Origin of the sequence: Micromonospora sp. M71_S20, assembly GCF_003664255.1 — a bacterium.
Taxonomy (GTDB): domain Bacteria; phylum Actinomycetota; class Actinomycetes; order Mycobacteriales; family Micromonosporaceae; genus Micromonospora.
On the sequence record NZ_RCCV01000005.1, the window covers coordinates 203,649 to 218,492 of the forward strand.

Below are 14,844 nucleotides of genomic sequence, written 5' to 3' on the forward strand. Positions count from 1 at the left end.
CTCCCAGCGACGACCCTGAGCGTGCCGGCGCCGCCGGATAGGAGCCGGCGGCGCGTGTCAGACGGACCCAGGGTATCGGTCGGCCGACCCGGGCGGGTCGGGTGATCCCACGATCCGGCCCGGCCGCCCGGGGCGGGGTGGTTCGCGACACGCCGGGGCGGCGCGCGTGGCAGGGCCCCCGCACGTCGTTTCCGGGCCGCAGAATGGCCCCGTGCACGCCCATCTCCGCCCGGCCGGCCCTCCCGCGAAGCCCGCGCGCCCGCCGGTGCGTCCGGCCCGACGCCTGGCCGGCGCGCTCGCGCTCGCCCTGCCCGCGCTCCTCGTCGCCTGCACCGCCGACGAACCGGCCACCCGGCCCACGCCCACCTCGACACCGGCGTCGGCGGGGGTGGACGCGGCGCGCGACGAGTTGGCGGCGCTGGCGGCCGCCGCGCAGGATCGGCACCTGGTCGCCAGCTACACGCTGCGCGCCCCGGAGTCCCCGGACCGGACGATCCTGGTGACCAGCGCGAACGACGGCAGCTGGCGGGTCGACGTGCCGGGCGGCGCGCTCGGCGGCACCGCCGACGTCTCGTTCGCCGCCACCGCCGACGGGCTGTTCCAGTGCGCCCTGCCGTCCGCGGCCCGGCCCGAGCCGGCGACCTGCGTACGCCTCGGCGACCGGGACGAGGCCGTGCCCCGCCGGCTCGACCCCCGGGTTCAGCACCCGTTCACCGACTGGCTGGACGTGCTGACCGACCGGCGGGCCCCGCTCGCCGTGTCCCCCGCCGAGCCGCCGCCCGGCGCGTCCGGCGCCTGCTACTCGGTCGAGACCACGTCCGCGTCGATCAACGCGCCGCTGGACGTGGGGATCTACTGCTACGGCCCCGACGGCACGCCCACGGCGGTGCGCACCGCGTCCGGCACGCTGATCCTCGCCGGGACGCCCGCGCCCGCCCCCGCCACCGTGCAGCTGGCCGGGCCGGTGGTCGACGCCGACCCGCTCGGCACGGCGGCGCCGGAGTCGACCGCGGAGGCGACCGCGAGCCCGGACGCGGGAACGCCCTGACCCCGGCAACGTTACGGGTGCCGTTCGCCACATTCGGACATCCCGCCCTTAACTGCTGAATCGCCCTTACGGGACACTCGCCCCATGGCCGACCTCACCCCGCTGCTCGCGTTCCGCTGGAGCCCCCGGTCCTTCGACCCGGTGGCGGAGCTGTCCCGCGAGGACGCCTCCGCGCTGCTGGAGGCGGCCCGCTGGGCGCCCTCGGCCGGCAACGCCCAGCCGTGGCGGTTCGCGCTCGGGCACCGGGACGACGAGACGTTCAAGCGGATCCTGGTCAACCTGCCGGAACGGGAGCAGCGCTGGGCGCAGCGCGCCGCCGCCCTGCTGCTCGGCGCACACCGCACCGGATCCGCCGGGCACGCGTACGACCTGGGCCAGGCGGTCGCCCACCTCACCGTGCAGGCCACGGCGCTCGGCCTGCACGTGCGCCAACTGCACGACCTCGACCACGCCGGCCTGGCCGCCGACCTCGACCTGCCGGCGGGCGTACGGCCGCACGTGGTGGCGGCCGTCGGTCAACTCGGCGACCCGCTCAGCCTCCCCGCCGACCTGCTGCGCTCGGAGACCGGGCTGCGCCGCCGGCTCCCCCTGGCCGAACTCCTGCTGACCAGCCAGGCTGCGAAGTGCGTCTCATAGTCCGGACCGGCCTTCCCGCACCCCGGCCCGGCACGTAGGGTTACCTGGTCATGTGGCGGGCGTACCTTCTCCTTGGTCGCCGCGACGAGGCCTGAAGGCCGGCACCTCGTCGCGGAGTCGAACCGCGCCGTCCAGCACATCCGAACTTCCCATCGGCAACCGCCCGGGCACCGTCGCCCGGCACCTGGCCGACACCTTCCGATTGCTGACGCCACATGTTCCAGGGAGCACTCCGTCATGGCTCAACCCGTCACCGACGCTGAGACCGATCCGATCGCCCGGCAGCGCCCCAGCCGGATGCCGTACCACCGCTACCAGCCGTACCAGCGGCAGTTCCGGCTCGACCTGCCCGACCGCACCTGGCCGACGCGGCACGTCGAGGCCGCGCCGCGCTGGTGCGCGGTGGACCTGCGCGACGGCAACCAGGCGCTGATCGACCCGATGTCGCCGGAGCGCAAGCGCCGGATGTTCCAGCTGCTCGTGCAGATGGGCTACAAGGAGATCGAGGTCGGCTTCCCCTCGGCCAGCCAGACGGACTACGACTTCGTGCGGCAGCTCATCGAGCAGGACCTGATCCCCTCTGACGTCACGATCCAGGTGCTCACCCAGTGCCGGGAGCACCTGATCGACCGCACCTTCGAGTCGCTGCGCGGCGCGCGGCGCGCGATCGTGCACTTCTACAACTCGACCTCCACGCTCCAGCGGCGGGTGGTCTTCGGGCTGGACCGCGACGGCATCGCCGACATCGCCACCCAGGGCGCGCGGCTCTGCCGCAAGTACGCGGAGATCCACACCCCGGACACGGACATCCACTACGAGTACTCGCCCGAGTCCTACACGGGCACGGAGCTGGAGTACGCGCTGGAGGTCTGCGCCAAGGTCATCGAGGTCATCGACCCGACCCCGGACCGCAAGCTGATCGTCAACCTGCCGGCCACCGTCGAGATGGCCATGCCGAACGTCTACGCCGACTCGATCGAGTGGATGCACCGGCACCTGCCCCGCCGCGACAGCCTGGTGCTGAGCCTGCACCCGCACAACGACCGGGGCACGGGCGTCGCCGCCGCCGAGCTGGGGCTGCTGGCCGGCGCGGACCGGGTCGAGGGCTGCCTCTTCGGCAACGGCGAGCGCACCGGCAACGTCGACCTGGTGACGCTGGGGCTGAACCTCTTCTCCCAGGGCGTCGACCCGATGATCGACTTCTCGAACATCGACGAGGTGCGGCGCGCCGTCGAGTACTGCAACCAGCTCCCGGTGCACGAGCGCCACCCGTACGCGGGCGACCTGGTCTACACCGCCTTCTCCGGCTCCCACCAGGACGCGATCAAGAAGGGCTTCGACGCGCTCGCCAAGGACGCGGCGGCGGCCGGGGTGCCGATCGACCAGCACACCTGGGCGGTGCCCTACCTGCCGGTCGACCCGAAGGACCTGGGCCGCACCTACGAGGCGGTCATCCGGGTCAACTCGCAGTCCGGCAAGGGCGGCGTCGCGTACATCATGAAGAGCGAGCACCAGCTCGACCTGCCGCGCCGGCTCCAGATCGAGTTCTCCGGCGTGGTGCAGCAGGTCACCGACCACGACGGCGGCGAGGTCGACCCGGGCACCATGTGGGAGATCTTCGCCACGCACTACCTGCTCGACCACCAGGTCGACCCGGCGCTCACCCTGGACGGCTACGCCATCGGCACCGCCGAGGGCAAGGTCGAGATCGAGGCCCGCATCGGCCTGGGCGGGGAGTCCCGCTCGCTGACCGCCGTCGGCAACGGCCCGATCGACGCGTACGTCAACGCGCTCCAGTCGGTGGGCGTGGCGGTACGGGTGCTCGACTACCACGAGCACGCGCTCTCCTCCGGCGGGGACGCGCAGGCCGCCGCCTACGTGGAGTGCGAGGTGGACGGTCGTACGGTCTGGGGCGTCGGCACCGACGCCAACATCGTCACCGCCTCCGTGAAGGCCGTGACGAGCGCCGTCAACCGCGCTCGCGCCTGACGGGCCGGGAAGGGCACCCCGTTCAGGCAGGGCGCCCTTCCCGGCGCCGGGGTGGGCGGTGGATGAGCAGGGCCGCCATCGCCGCCCCGGCCAGCAGCAGGCCGGCGCACCAGAGCATCGCGCCCCGGTACGCGTCGGTCAGCGCGGCCGGCTGCGCGTAGCCGGAGCCGGAGAGCCCGACCAGCAGCGGGAGCGCCGCCACCGCCAGCAGGCCGCCCGCCCGGGACGCCGCGTTGTTGAAGCCGCTCGCCACACCGGCGAACCGGTCGTCGACCGCGGCCAGCACGGAGGCGGTCAGCGGCGCCACCACCAGCGTCAGCCCGATCCCGAAGAGCACCACCCCGGGCAGCACGTCCCGCCAGTACGACGCGTCGGGCTTGACGCCGCGCAGCAGCACCAGCCCGGCGGCGGCGACCACCGGCCCGACGGTCAGCGGCAGCCGCGGCCCGATCCGCGCCGACAGCGCGCCCGCCCGCGCCGAGCCGACCAGCAGCAGCACCGTCATCGGCAGCAGCGCGACCCCGGTGAGCAGCGCCGACCAGCCGACCACGTTCTGCAGGTAGACGGCGAGGAAGAACGTGAAGCCGCCGAGCGCCGCGTAGACGAGCACGGTGAAGACGTTCAGCACCGAGAAGAGCCGGCTGCCGAACAGGCCGGTGGGCAGCATCGCGCCGTCCCCCCGGCGCCGCTCGACCAGCACGAAGGCCACCGCGCCGGCCACGCCCGCCAGCGCGGCGGCGAGCACCGGCACCGAGTCGAGGCCCCGGACGGGGGCGTCGATCAGCGCGTACGTGACGCCGGCCAGGGCGAGCGCGCCGAGCAGCGCGCCGGCCACGTCGAACCGGCGGCGGTGCCGCCCCGGCCCCCCGGTGCGGGACGCGGCCTCGTCCCGGCTCTCCGGCACCCAGCGCAGCGCCGCCAGCACCACGAGCACGGCCAGCGGCAGGTTGAGGAAGAAGATCCACCGCCAGGAGAGCGCGTCGATCAGCCAGCCGCCGAGGAACGGGCCGAGCGCGGTGGAGACGCCGGACAGCCCCGACCAGGCGCCGATGGCGCGGCCCCGGTCGTCCGGGTGGAAGCTGGCCTGGAGCACCGACAGCGAGCCGGGAGTGAGCAGCGCGCCCCCGGCGCCCTGGAGGAACCGGGCCGCGACCAGCCACTCGGTGCCCTGGGCCAGGCCGCAGAGCAGCGACGCGAGAGTGAACCAGACCACACCGAGCAGGAAGACCCGCCGCCGCCCGAAGCGGTCGCCGAGCGCGCCGCCGAGCAGGACGAAGGCCGCGAGCATCAGCAGGTACCCGTTGACCGTCCACTGCAGACCAGCGACGGTGGCGTCGAGGTCCGCACCGAGACGGGGCAGCGCCACGTTGACCACGGTGGTGTCCAGGAAGACCATGCCTGAGGCGAGGACGGCGGCGAGCAGGGTGCCCCGTCCGTGCACGGTGCCCAGCCGGAGCGCGGGGGTGGTTTCGGTCATGGCGTCCAATCTGCCCCGCGCGATATGAGAGACGCCACGAATCGCCGAAACCGGGCCCGGGTACTGTGCGGGATCGCCGGGAGCCCGCAAGCTGGAGAGGTGTCGTCTGTGCGTACCAGATCAGGACCGCGCGCCGCGGTGACGGCCGCGCTCGCGGCGGCGCTGGCGCTCGGCGCGGCCGGTTGTGTCGCCGTCGACGAGCCGGACGTCGCGCCGAGCAGCGGTGGTGGCGGCGGCAACGCCGCGCAGAAGCTGACCCAGCTCACCGTGGCCACCGCCGGGTCGATGAAGGGCTACAGCCGGGAGCGCTTCCCGCACTGGCGCGACACCGGCAAGAACTGCGACGTACGCGACAGCGTGCTCAAGCGCGACGGGGAGGACATCAAGCTCTCCGGCTGCAACGTGGTCGACGGCCGCTGGGAGAGCGTGTACGACGGCCGCGCCTTCACCGACCCGTCCGACGTGGACATTGACCACATGGTGCCGCTGGCGAACGCGTGGCGTTCGGGCGCCGACGAGTGGGACGACGCGAAGCGGGGCGAGTTCGCCAACGACCTGGACCGGCCGCAGCTCATCGCGGTTTCCGCCTCCTCGAACCGGGCAAAGGGTGACCAGGACCCGTCCCAGTGGAAGCCGGCGAACCGGTCGTTCTGGTGCCAGTACGCCGAGAACTGGGTGACGGTCAAGCACCACTGGCGGCTCACGGTGACCACTGCCGAGAAGGCCGCCCTGACCGACATGCTGGAGGGCTGCACATGGGCGAGCAAGCCGTGACCGGAGCCGGGGCCACCCCCGCCCCGGAGCAGACGCCGGACGCCACCGGGGAGGACGCGGCGGCGGCCACCGGCAGCGCGCCGGCCGGCCCGGCCACGGCCGGCATGACGGCGGACGGAGCTGCCGGCACGACCACCGGGGTGCCGGGGGCGGGGATGGCCGCCGACGCCGAGGGCACGTCGACCGCCGCGCGGGAGCTGACGGCCGACGTCGTGCCCGGCCCGGGCGGGGTGATGACCGACGAGGTCGGGGTGGTCACCGGCGAGCTGACCCTGCGCACCGGGTACGCCGACGGCCGGGCGACGCTGACGGTGCAGTACAAGGACGCCGACGAGTGGTACACGGTCAGCGGCGGCAGCGTGGCGCTGGCCGACCCGGCCGGGCTGGACGCGGTGCACGGCATCGCGGTCGCCCTGCTGCACCGTCCCGAGGGCTGACCCACCGACCGCCCGCCCGGACGCGGCCCCGTCGAGGGGCCGCGTCCGCGACGCGGGTTCAGACGTACGAGCCGGGCTCGTTGGGGGCGGAGACGGTGTGCGGCTCCTCACCCTCGCCGACCGGGCGGGTGAGCTGCACGCTGACCTTGTGCGGGCGCAACTCCCCGCTCGCGATCCGCTCGGCGAAGTGGCAGGCGACCCGGCTGCCGCCGACGTCCCGCAGCGCGGGCCGCTCGTCGGCGCAGCGGGTCGGCTGCGCCCACGGGCAGCGGGTGTGGAACCGGCAGCCCGCCGGCGGGTTCGCGGGCGAGGGCAGGTCGCCGGCGAGCAGGATGCGCTCGCGGCGGTCCTCCACGTCCGGGTCCGGCACCGGCACCGCCGACATCAGCGCCCGCGTGTACGGGTGCATCGGCTCCGTGTAGAGCCGGTCGCTCGGCGCCTCCTCGACCAGCGCGCCCAGGTACATCACGCCGACGGTGTCGGAGATGTGCCGGACCACCGCGAGGTCGTGCGCGATCACCAGGTAGGTCAGGCCGAGGGTGTCCTGGAGGTCGTCGAGGAGGTTCACCACCTGGGCCTGGATCGACACGTCGAGCGCGGAGACCGGCTCGTCGGCGACGATCAGGTCGGGCCCGAGCACCAGCGCCCGGGCGATGCCGATGCGCTGCCGCTGGCCGCCGGAGAACTCGTGCGGATAGCGGGAGAGCGCCCAGCGGGGCAGGCCGACCTTGTCCAGGGTCTCGCCGATGACCCGCCGCCGCTCGTCCCGGTTGCCGCCGATGCCGTGGGCCTGCAGGCCCTCGGTGAGGATCGACTCGACGTTCTGCCGAGGGTCCAGGCTCGACATCGGGTCCTGGAAGATCATCTGCATCCGGCGGCGCATCGACCGCAGCTTGCCCGACGACAGCTTCGTCAGCTCGACGCCGTCGAACCGGACCTCGCCGCCGGTGGGCGGGGTGAGCTGGAGCAGCGCCCGGCCCAGCGTCGACTTGCCGCAGCCGGACTCGCCGACCAGGCCGTACGTCTTGCCGCGCGGAATGCTCAGGTCGACGCCGTCGACGGCCTTCACGTGGCCGACCGTCCGGTCGAGGATCACCCCCCGCCGGATCGGGAAGTGCACCTTCAGGTCGCGGACCTCGACGAGGAATTCGCTCTCGGTCACGGCTTCTCCTCCTCGCGCGGTGCGGGCACCGGGCCCGCGGTCGCCTCCGCCGCCGGGGCGGTGGCGGCCGGCGCCTGCGCCGGGGCGGTGCTGGTGGCGGCCGGCCGGGGCACGGTGCCGGGCACCGGCGCCGGGTTGACGCAACGGTAGCTGCGACCGTCGTGGGCGAGCACCAGCGCGGGCGGCTCCCCCACGCACTCGTCGATCCGCCGCGTGCAGCGCGGCGCGAAGGCGCAGCCCTCCGGCCAGGGCAGCAGGTCGCGGACCGAGCCGGGGATCGGGTTCAGCCGCTCGCCGCGCCCGGCGTCCAGGCGCGGCACCGAGCCGAGCAGCCCCACGGTGTACGGGTGCCGGGGCTCGCGGAACAGCGGGCGACGGCGGGCCGTCTCCACCACCCGGCCGCCGTAGAGCACGTTGATGGTGTCGCACATGCCCGCGACCACGCCCAGGTCGTGCGTGATCATCACCAGGGCGGTGCCGGACTCCCGGACCAGTTCCTTGAGCAGCTCCAGGATCTGCGCCTGGATGGTGACGTCCAGCGCCGTGGTGGGCTCGTCGGCGATCAGCAGCCGGGGCTTGCAGGCCACCGCCATCGCGATCAGGGCGCGCTGCCGCATGCCGCCGGAGAGCTGGTGCGGGTACTCCTTCAGCCGCCGCTTCGGGTCGGGGATGCCGACCCGGTCCAGCAGGGCCGCCGCCTCCTTCTCGGCCGCCGCGCCCTTCATCCCCCGGTGCCGCGTGAGCACCTCGGTGACCTGCAATCCGATCGGGATCACCGGGTTCAGCGACGAGAGCGGGTCCTGGAAGATCATCGCGACGTCGCGACCCCGGATGTCCCGCCGGGACCGGTCGTCGAGCTGGAGCAGGTCCGTGCCGTCGAAGACCGCCTTGCCGCCGACGCGCAGGCCCGGCTGCTTGGGCAGCAGACCCATGATCGCCAGCGAGGTGACGCTCTTGCCGCAGCCGGACTCGCCGACCAGGCCGACCACCTCGCCCGCGTCGACGGAGAAGGAGACCCCGTCGACGGCGTGCACGGTGCGCTGACCGCGCCGGGCGAAGGTGACGGAGAGATCTTCGACATCAAGCAGAGCCATGTCGGGCCCGCCTTTCGTTCGCGACTGCGGGGCTCGCAAGCTCACTCCTCGCGCTCACCGGCCCTACTTCCGCAGCTTCGGGTCGAGTGCCTCGCGCATCGCCTCGCCGAGCAGGGTGAAGCCCAGCGCGGTGACGATGATGGCGAGGGCGGGCAGGATCGCCAGCCGGGGCGCGGAGTCGAGGTACTGCTGCGCGTCGGCGAGCATCACACCCCACTCGGGGATGGAGGCGTCGTTGTTGCCGAGGCCGAGGAAGGAGAGCGCCGCGGCCTCGATGATCGCGGTGGCCAGGGTGAGGGTGGCCTGCACGATGACCGGGGCGAGCGAGTTCGGCACCACGTGGGTAAGCGCGATCTTCGGCTTCTTCACGCCCAGCGAGACGGCGGCCAGGACGTAGTCGCTGTTCGCCTGGGAGATCATCGAGCCGCGCAGCAGCCGGGCGAAGACCGGCACCGACACCACGCCGACCGCGATCATGACCGTGGTCAGACCGGCGCCGAGCAGGGCGGCGATGCTGATCGCCAGCAGCAGGCTCGGCATGGCCAGCAGCATGTCGACGAAGCGCATCAGCACGTTGTCGACCGCCCGGCCCCACCGGCCGCCGAGGCCGGCGGCGGCGCCGGCGACCCCGCCGATCAGCGAGCCGACCGCGAGGCCGATCAGGGTGGAGACCACGCCGACCAGCAGGGTCTGCCGGGCGCCGACGATCATGCGGCTGAACTCGTCGCGACCGATGTGGTCGACGCCGAACCAGTTCTCGCCACGGAAGCCGGGGAAGTCGCCGAGGCGGATCTCGCTCTTCCAGAGCTGGGCGTCCGGGGGGTGCGGGACGAAGAACGGCCCGAGGATGGCGACCAGCAGGAACAGGCTCAGGATCACCGCGCCGACGATCGCCGCCGGGTTGCGCCGCAGCCGGCGGAACGCCTCCTTCCAGAGGCTGACGCCGCGCTCGTCCTCCCGGGCCGCCAGTTCGGCGAGCCGGTCGATCTTTTCCTTCTTGGTGCCGCCGGTGATCGTCATCGGACCCTCACCCTCGGGTCGATCAGGCTGTAGGAGAGGTCGACCAGGAGGTTCACCAGCACGTACACCACCGCGATGATCAGGATGAAGCCCATCAGGACCGGATAGTCACGCTGGCTGATCGCCTCGTAGATGAAGGCTCCGATGCCGCTGAAGGCGAAGACGGTCTCGGTCAGCACCGCGCCGGAGAGCAGGCCGCCGGTGAGCAGGCCGATCGAGGTGACCACCGGGAGCATGGAGTTGCGCAGCACGTGCCGGCGCCGGACCGTGCTCTCGGTCAGGCCCTTCGCCTCGGCGGTGCGGACGAAGTCCTCGTTGAGGACCTCCAGCACGCTCGCGCGGGTGATCCGGACGATGATCGCCAGCGGGATGCTGGCCAGCGCGACAGCCGGCAGCACCAGGTGCCAGAGCGCGTCGGCGGCGGCGTCCCACTCCCGGGTCATGATCCCGTCGAGGACGAAGAAGTTGGTGATCCGCGTCGCCCCGAGCGTCGGGTCCTGCCGGCCGCTCGCCGGGAACCAGCCGAGGTTCTCCGCGAAGATCGCCTTGAGCACGTACGCGAGGAAGAAGACGGGGATGCAGATGCCGATCAGGGAGCCGCCGACCGAGAGGTGGTCCAGCATCCGGCCGCGGCGCCGGGCCGCCAGGTAGCCCAGCGGGATGCCGACGCCGATCGCGATCAGCATCGCGGTGATGGACAGCTCGACCGTGCCGGGGAAGCGCTCGACGAACTCGGTGACGACGGTCCGCTTGGTGGAGGTCGACGTGCCCAGGTCGAGGCGGATCAGCCGCCGCACGAACCGGCCGTACTGCACCAGGATCGGCTCGTCGAGGCCCATGTTGCGCCGGATCTGGGCGCGCATCTCGGGCGTCCCGCGCTCACCGAGGATGGCGGTCTCGGGACCGCCGGGCAGTCGGCGGAGCCAGATGAACAGCAGGAGGGAGAGCCCGAACAGCGTGGGTATCAGCTGAAGCAGGCGTCTGACGATGAACCGGAACACGGCGGCCTCGAAAGGGGTACGGAGGGTCGTGGGCGGGCGCTGCCGAAACAGCGCCCGCCCACGACTCGGAGCGTCAGATCAGGACTTGAACTCGGCGGTGGAGAACCGCTCGTCGGTGAGCGGGCTCGCCTTGACCCCGGTCACGTCCTTGCCGAACACGATCGCCGGCGGCGAGTGCGACACCGGGACACCGGGCAGGAAGTCCATGATGGCCTTGTTCAGGGCCTTGTACTTCTCGGTCCGGGCCGCCGCGTCAGCGGTGGTGTCGGCGTCCTGGAACTGGGCGAACAGAGCCGCGTTGTCAAAGCCCCACTCGTCCTTCTTCCGGTCGAACATGGTGCCGATGAAGTTGTACGCGTCGCCGTAGTCACCGGTCCAGCCGAGGAAGTGCAGGTCGTGCTTGGCGCCCGACGTGGTGGCGTTCAGGTAGTCCGGGCTCCACTTGAGCGGGATGGCCTGGACGTTGATGCCGACCGCCTTGAGGTCCGCCGAGAGCAGCTCGAAGATGTCCTTCGGGTTCGGCATGTACGGCCGGGTGACCTCGGTCGGGTAGTGGAACCGCAGGGTCAGGTTCGTCGCGCCGGCCTCGGCCAGCAGCGCCTTCGCCTTCGCCGGGTCGTAGTTGTACTTGGTGACGTCGCCGTTCCAGCCCTCGACGGTGTCCGGCATGAAGTTGTCGGCGACCTTGGCGCCCGGGGGCAGCTTCGAGTCGACGAGAGCCTGCCGGTTCAGCGCGTGGGCGATGGCCTGGCGGACCTTCACGTCGGCGAGCTTCGGGTTCCCCTTCTGGTTGATGCCCAGGTAGAGGATGTTGAACGCCGGGCGGGTCAGAACGTTGAAGCCCTCGCCCTTCAGCGGCTCGACGTCGGCCGGGCCGACCAGGTCGTACCCCTGGATGTCGCCGGAGCGCAGCGCCTGCTTGCGCGCGTTCTCGTCCGAGATCGTCTTGTAGATGAGGGTCTTCAGCTTGGCCTTGGTGCCGGCGTAGTCCTCGTTGCGCTCGATGGTGAGCGTCTTGTTGGCGACGTCCCAGGACTTGAACTTGAACGGGCCGGTGCCGGTCGGGTGCGCCGTGGCGTAGGCCGGGTACTTGATGTCCTCGGCGGTGCCGCCCACGTTGCTGGCGTCGTACTTCTCCAGCGCGGTCGGGCTGTGCATCGAGAACGAGGGCAGCATCAGCGCGGCCGGGATCTTGCTGGAGACCCGGGTGAAGGCCAGGTCGACGGTCGTGGCGTCCTTGGCGGTGCAGGACTTGAAGAGGCTCGGCGGCAGGTCCGCGCTCTCGTTCTTGGCGAAGCCGCCCATGACGTCCTGCCAGTACGGGGTCACGTCGGGGCTCTGCATGAGGCCCTTGGCGTTGTACCAGCGGTCGAAGTTCTTGCAGACCGCCTCGGCGTTGAATTCGGTGCCGTCGTGGAACTTCACGCCGGAGCGCAGCTTGAAGGTCCACGTGGTGCCGGCGGCGTCCGGGGTCCAGGTCTCGGCCAGGCCGGGGGTGACCTTGGTGCCACCCTCCTCCGGACGGACCAGCGTCTCGAAGACCTGACGCGCCACGCGCAGCGACTCACCGTCGCTGGCGAAGCTCGGGTCGAGCACCTTCGGGTCTCCGGCTACGCCGAAGACGAGGGTGTCCTTCTTGCTACCGCCGGAACTGTCATCGCGGTCGCTCTCGGCGCAGCCTGCTACCGCGAGGGCCGCGACCGCGACGGCCGCGAGGGCGACCTTCGGCCTGGATGCACGCATGGGTGCTTCACCTCGTCCTTGGGGTTACGGACAATCGTGGTGACAGGGGTCACCGATCGCCGTGACCTTAGCCGCCGTTCGGACCGGCGGGAAACCGTCGTGGAACCGGTTGGTACCGGATCGTGTCTTAACCGATGCGCACCGCCTCAGCGGCAGTTCCGGACCGCCGACAAAGGGGCGCTATGTCCGGGTTGACCGATGCCGATTTGTTACATCGATCGTCGCCCGCATCGCTGCGATGTCAGACCCCACAGTGGATCCGACAGTGTCCGTACGACGATGGTCGGCACCCCGATCGGGTGCCGACCATCGCGGAAACGTCAGACGGCGCGCCGGCCCTCGAAGGCGCGGCCGAGCGTGATCTCGTCGGCGTACTCCAGGTCGCCGCCGACCGGCAGGCCGCTCGCCAACCGGGTCACCGAGATGCCCATCGGCTTGACCATCAACGCCAGGTACGTCGCGGTCGCCTCGCCCTCGGTGTTCGGGTCCGTGGCCAGGATCAGCTCCCGCACGGTGCCGTCGCTGAGCCGGGCCATCAGCTCGCGGATGCGCAGGTTGTCCGGCCCGATCCCCTCCAGCGGATTGATCGCCCCGCCGAGCACGTGGTAACGGCCCCGGAACTCGCCGGTCCGCTCGATCGCGACCACGTCCTTCGGCTCCTCGACCACGCAGAGCACCTCGTCCGTGCGGCGCGGGTCGCGGCAGATCCGGCACCGGTCGGACTCGGCCACGTTGTAGCAACTGGTGCAGAACCGCACCAGCTCCTTGACCTTGCGCAACGCCCCGGCCAGCCGGTTGACGTCGGCCGGGTCGGCGGACAGGACGTGGAAGGCGATCCGCTGGGCGCTCTTCGGGCCCACGCCCGGCAGCCGCCCCAGCTCGTCGATCAGGTCCTGGATGGCACCCTCGTACATCTGCCGCTCAGAAACCGGGCAGGCCGAGGCCGCCCATGCCGCCGGTGACCGGGCCCATCTTCTTCTCGGTCAGCTCCCGCGCCGCCTCGGCGGCGTTGTGCATGGCCGCGACGACGAGGTCCTCCAGGGTCTCCACGTCCTCCGGGTCCACCGCCTTCGGGTCGATCTTGATCGACTTCAGCTCGCCGGTGCCGGCGACGGTCGCGGTGACCAGGCCACCGCCGGCGGTGCCGGTCAGCTCCGCCTCGGCGAGCTCGGCCTGCGCCTTGGCGATCTGCTGCTGCATCTTCTGCGCCTGCTTCAGCATCTGCTGCATGTTCGGCTGTCCACCTGGGCGCACGGATGGCTCCTTCTCGCACTCGTCTGCTCGGCCGCCGCTCAGCCTATCCGCTGTGAGCGGACTCGCCCCGCCCGGTGCTTTGCTCCCGCCGGGTCCGGGCGCACGATCACGGGACCGACCGGACGGAGGTGGCGGATGCCCCGTGAACAGGCCGCGGCGGCCATGGAACGGCAGGCCCGGGCCTGCGCCGACATGGCCGCCGCCCTCTACGCCCACCTGCTGGCGCGCGCCGCCGGGGACGTGCGCGCCGGCGGCCCGTGCGCCACCGTCATCACGGGGTACGAGGACGCCGACCCCGACGCCCTCGTGTCGCTACGCCTGCTCGGCGGGGTGCACGCGCTGGTGCTCTCCGGCCGGGCGCCGGAGCTGGCCCGGTACTACCCCAGCGCGGGCGGGGCGTACCGGGCGGCGGACGCCCCCGCCTGCTGGGCCGCGTTCCGGGCGGTCGTCGAGGCCGAGCACGACACGCTGCGCGGCTGGCTGCGCCGGCCGCCCCAGACCAACGAGACCGGCCGGGCCAACCTGCTGCTGGCCGGCCTGCTGCACGCCGTCCACGAGGTGGGCGGGCTGCCGGTGCGCCTCGTCGAGCTGGGCGCGAGCGCCGGGCTGAACCTGCGCGCCGACCGGTTCCGCGTCGAGGCCGCCGGCTTCGCCTGGGGGCCGGCCGACTCCCCCGTACGGCTGCCGGACGCCTGGCGGGGCGGGGCGCCCGACTGGCTGCGGGAAGCCGCCGGGGCGCACCCCGAGCTGACCGTCGTGGAGCGGCTCGGCTGCGACGTCACCCCGATCGACCCGGGCGACCCCGACGGCGCGCTCGCGCTGCGGGCGTACCTCTGGCCGGAGCACACCGCCCGCGCGGCCCGGCTGGCCGGCGCGCTGGAGCTGGCCGGGCGGCTGCCGGCCCGGGTCGTCGCGGCGGGGGCGGCGGACTTCCTCGCCGGGATCACCCCGCGCCCCGGCACGCTGACGGTGGTGTGGCACTCGGTGATGCGGCAGTACGTCCCGGCCGAGGAGTGGGCGCGGGTCACCGCCGAGCTGGACCGGCTGGCCGCCGCCGGCAGCGCCGACGCGCCGGTCGCCCACGTGTCCTTCGAGCCGCACCCGCGCGAGGCCCGCGACGACTTCCAGCTCCGCGCCCGGCTCGGCACCGGCCCGGAACGCCTGCTGGCGGAGGCACACCCCCACGGCCTCCCGGCCTGGCCCGCCTGA

14 protein-coding genes are annotated in these 14,844 nt (G+C 72.7%); 6 read left to right on the top strand and 8 right to left on the bottom strand.

Going from position 1 to position 14,844, the window contains the following annotated elements; all coding sequences use genetic code 11:
- The first annotated feature begins 211 nt into the window (after positions 1-211).
- The 3 genes from DER29_RS33545 to leuA all read left to right on the top strand — a co-directional run bounded on the left by DER29_RS33545 (position 212) and on the right by leuA (position 3,673).
- Positions 212-1,048, top strand: coding sequence for a hypothetical protein (locus DER29_RS33545; protein ID WP_233600316.1), 837 nt, complete (start codon positions 212-214; stop codon positions 1,046-1,048).
- Positions 1,049-1,132: 84 nt separating this feature from the next.
- On the top strand, positions 1,133-1,684 hold the full coding sequence (locus tag DER29_RS33550) for a nitroreductase family protein (RefSeq protein ID WP_121401693.1): 552 nt from the start codon (positions 1,133-1,135) through the stop codon (positions 1,682-1,684).
- Positions 1,685-1,921: 237 nt separating this feature from the next.
- Positions 1,922-3,673 (top strand): 2-isopropylmalate synthase, encoded by a 1,752-nt coding sequence (leuA, locus tag DER29_RS33555; RefSeq protein ID WP_121401694.1) that lies wholly within the window; start codon positions 1,922-1,924, stop codon positions 3,671-3,673.
- A gap of 22 nt (positions 3,674-3,695) precedes the next feature.
- Here leuA and DER29_RS33560 read toward each other — a convergent pair whose 3' ends face one another.
- Positions 3,696-5,150 (bottom strand): MFS transporter, encoded by a 1,455-nt coding sequence (locus tag DER29_RS33560; protein WP_121401695.1) that lies wholly within the window; start codon positions 5,148-5,150, stop codon positions 3,696-3,698.
- A gap of 108 nt (positions 5,151-5,258) precedes the next feature.
- Here DER29_RS33560 and DER29_RS33565 point away from each other — a divergent pair, with 108 nt between their 5' ends.
- Both DER29_RS33565 and DER29_RS33570 read left to right on the top strand, forming a co-directional pair.
- Positions 5,259-5,924: an HNH endonuclease family protein gene (locus DER29_RS33565; RefSeq protein WP_121401696.1), complete on the top strand. Its 666-nt coding sequence runs from the start codon at positions 5,259-5,261 to the stop codon at positions 5,922-5,924.
- Positions 5,906-6,361, top strand: a complete 456-nt coding sequence (locus DER29_RS33570; protein ID WP_121401697.1) for a hypothetical protein — start codon at positions 5,906-5,908, stop codon at positions 6,359-6,361. The genes DER29_RS33565 and DER29_RS33570 overlap by 19 nt, the downstream gene beginning before the upstream one ends.
- A gap of 58 nt (positions 6,362-6,419) precedes the next feature.
- On the opposite strand, the gene DER29_RS33575 is transcribed toward DER29_RS33570, so the two are convergent.
- From DER29_RS33575 to DER29_RS33605, 7 genes are all read right to left on the bottom strand, one after another.
- On the bottom strand, positions 6,420-7,523 hold the full coding sequence (locus DER29_RS33575; RefSeq protein ID WP_121401698.1) for an ABC transporter ATP-binding protein: 1,104 nt from the start codon (positions 7,521-7,523) through the stop codon (positions 6,420-6,422).
- Complete coding sequence (locus DER29_RS33580) at positions 7,520-8,617, bottom strand: ABC transporter ATP-binding protein (RefSeq protein ID WP_121401699.1); 1,098 nt, start codon at positions 8,615-8,617, stop codon at positions 7,520-7,522. Before DER29_RS33580 ends, DER29_RS33575 begins: the two co-directional genes overlap by 4 nt.
- A gap of 63 nt (positions 8,618-8,680) precedes the next feature.
- Positions 8,681-9,637, bottom strand: coding sequence for an ABC transporter permease (locus tag DER29_RS33585; RefSeq protein WP_121401700.1), 957 nt, complete (start codon positions 9,635-9,637; stop codon positions 8,681-8,683).
- Positions 9,634-10,638 carry an ABC transporter permease gene (locus DER29_RS33590; RefSeq protein WP_121401701.1) on the bottom strand — a complete coding sequence of 335 codons (1,005 nt, stop codon included), beginning with the start codon at positions 10,636-10,638 and terminating at the stop codon, positions 9,634-9,636. The genes DER29_RS33585 and DER29_RS33590 overlap by 4 nt, the downstream gene beginning before the upstream one ends.
- A 78-nt stretch (positions 10,639-10,716) precedes the next feature.
- Positions 10,717-12,381, bottom strand: a complete 1,665-nt coding sequence (locus DER29_RS33595) for an ABC transporter substrate-binding protein (protein WP_121401702.1) — start codon at positions 12,379-12,381, stop codon at positions 10,717-10,719.
- Positions 12,382-12,701: 320 nt separating this feature from the next.
- Positions 12,702-13,295 (bottom strand): recombination mediator RecR, encoded by a 594-nt coding sequence (gene recR / locus DER29_RS33600; RefSeq protein ID WP_089003014.1) that lies wholly within the window; start codon positions 13,293-13,295, stop codon positions 12,702-12,704.
- A gap of 7 nt (positions 13,296-13,302) precedes the next feature.
- Positions 13,303-13,611, bottom strand: coding sequence for a YbaB/EbfC family nucleoid-associated protein (locus DER29_RS33605; RefSeq protein ID WP_233600326.1), 309 nt, complete (start codon positions 13,609-13,611; stop codon positions 13,303-13,305).
- 159 nt (positions 13,612-13,770) lie between these two features.
- Between DER29_RS33605 and DER29_RS33610 the strand changes: the two genes are divergently transcribed.
- Positions 13,771-14,844, top strand: coding sequence for a DUF2332 domain-containing protein (locus DER29_RS33610; protein ID WP_121401704.1), 1,074 nt, complete (start codon positions 13,771-13,773; stop codon positions 14,842-14,844).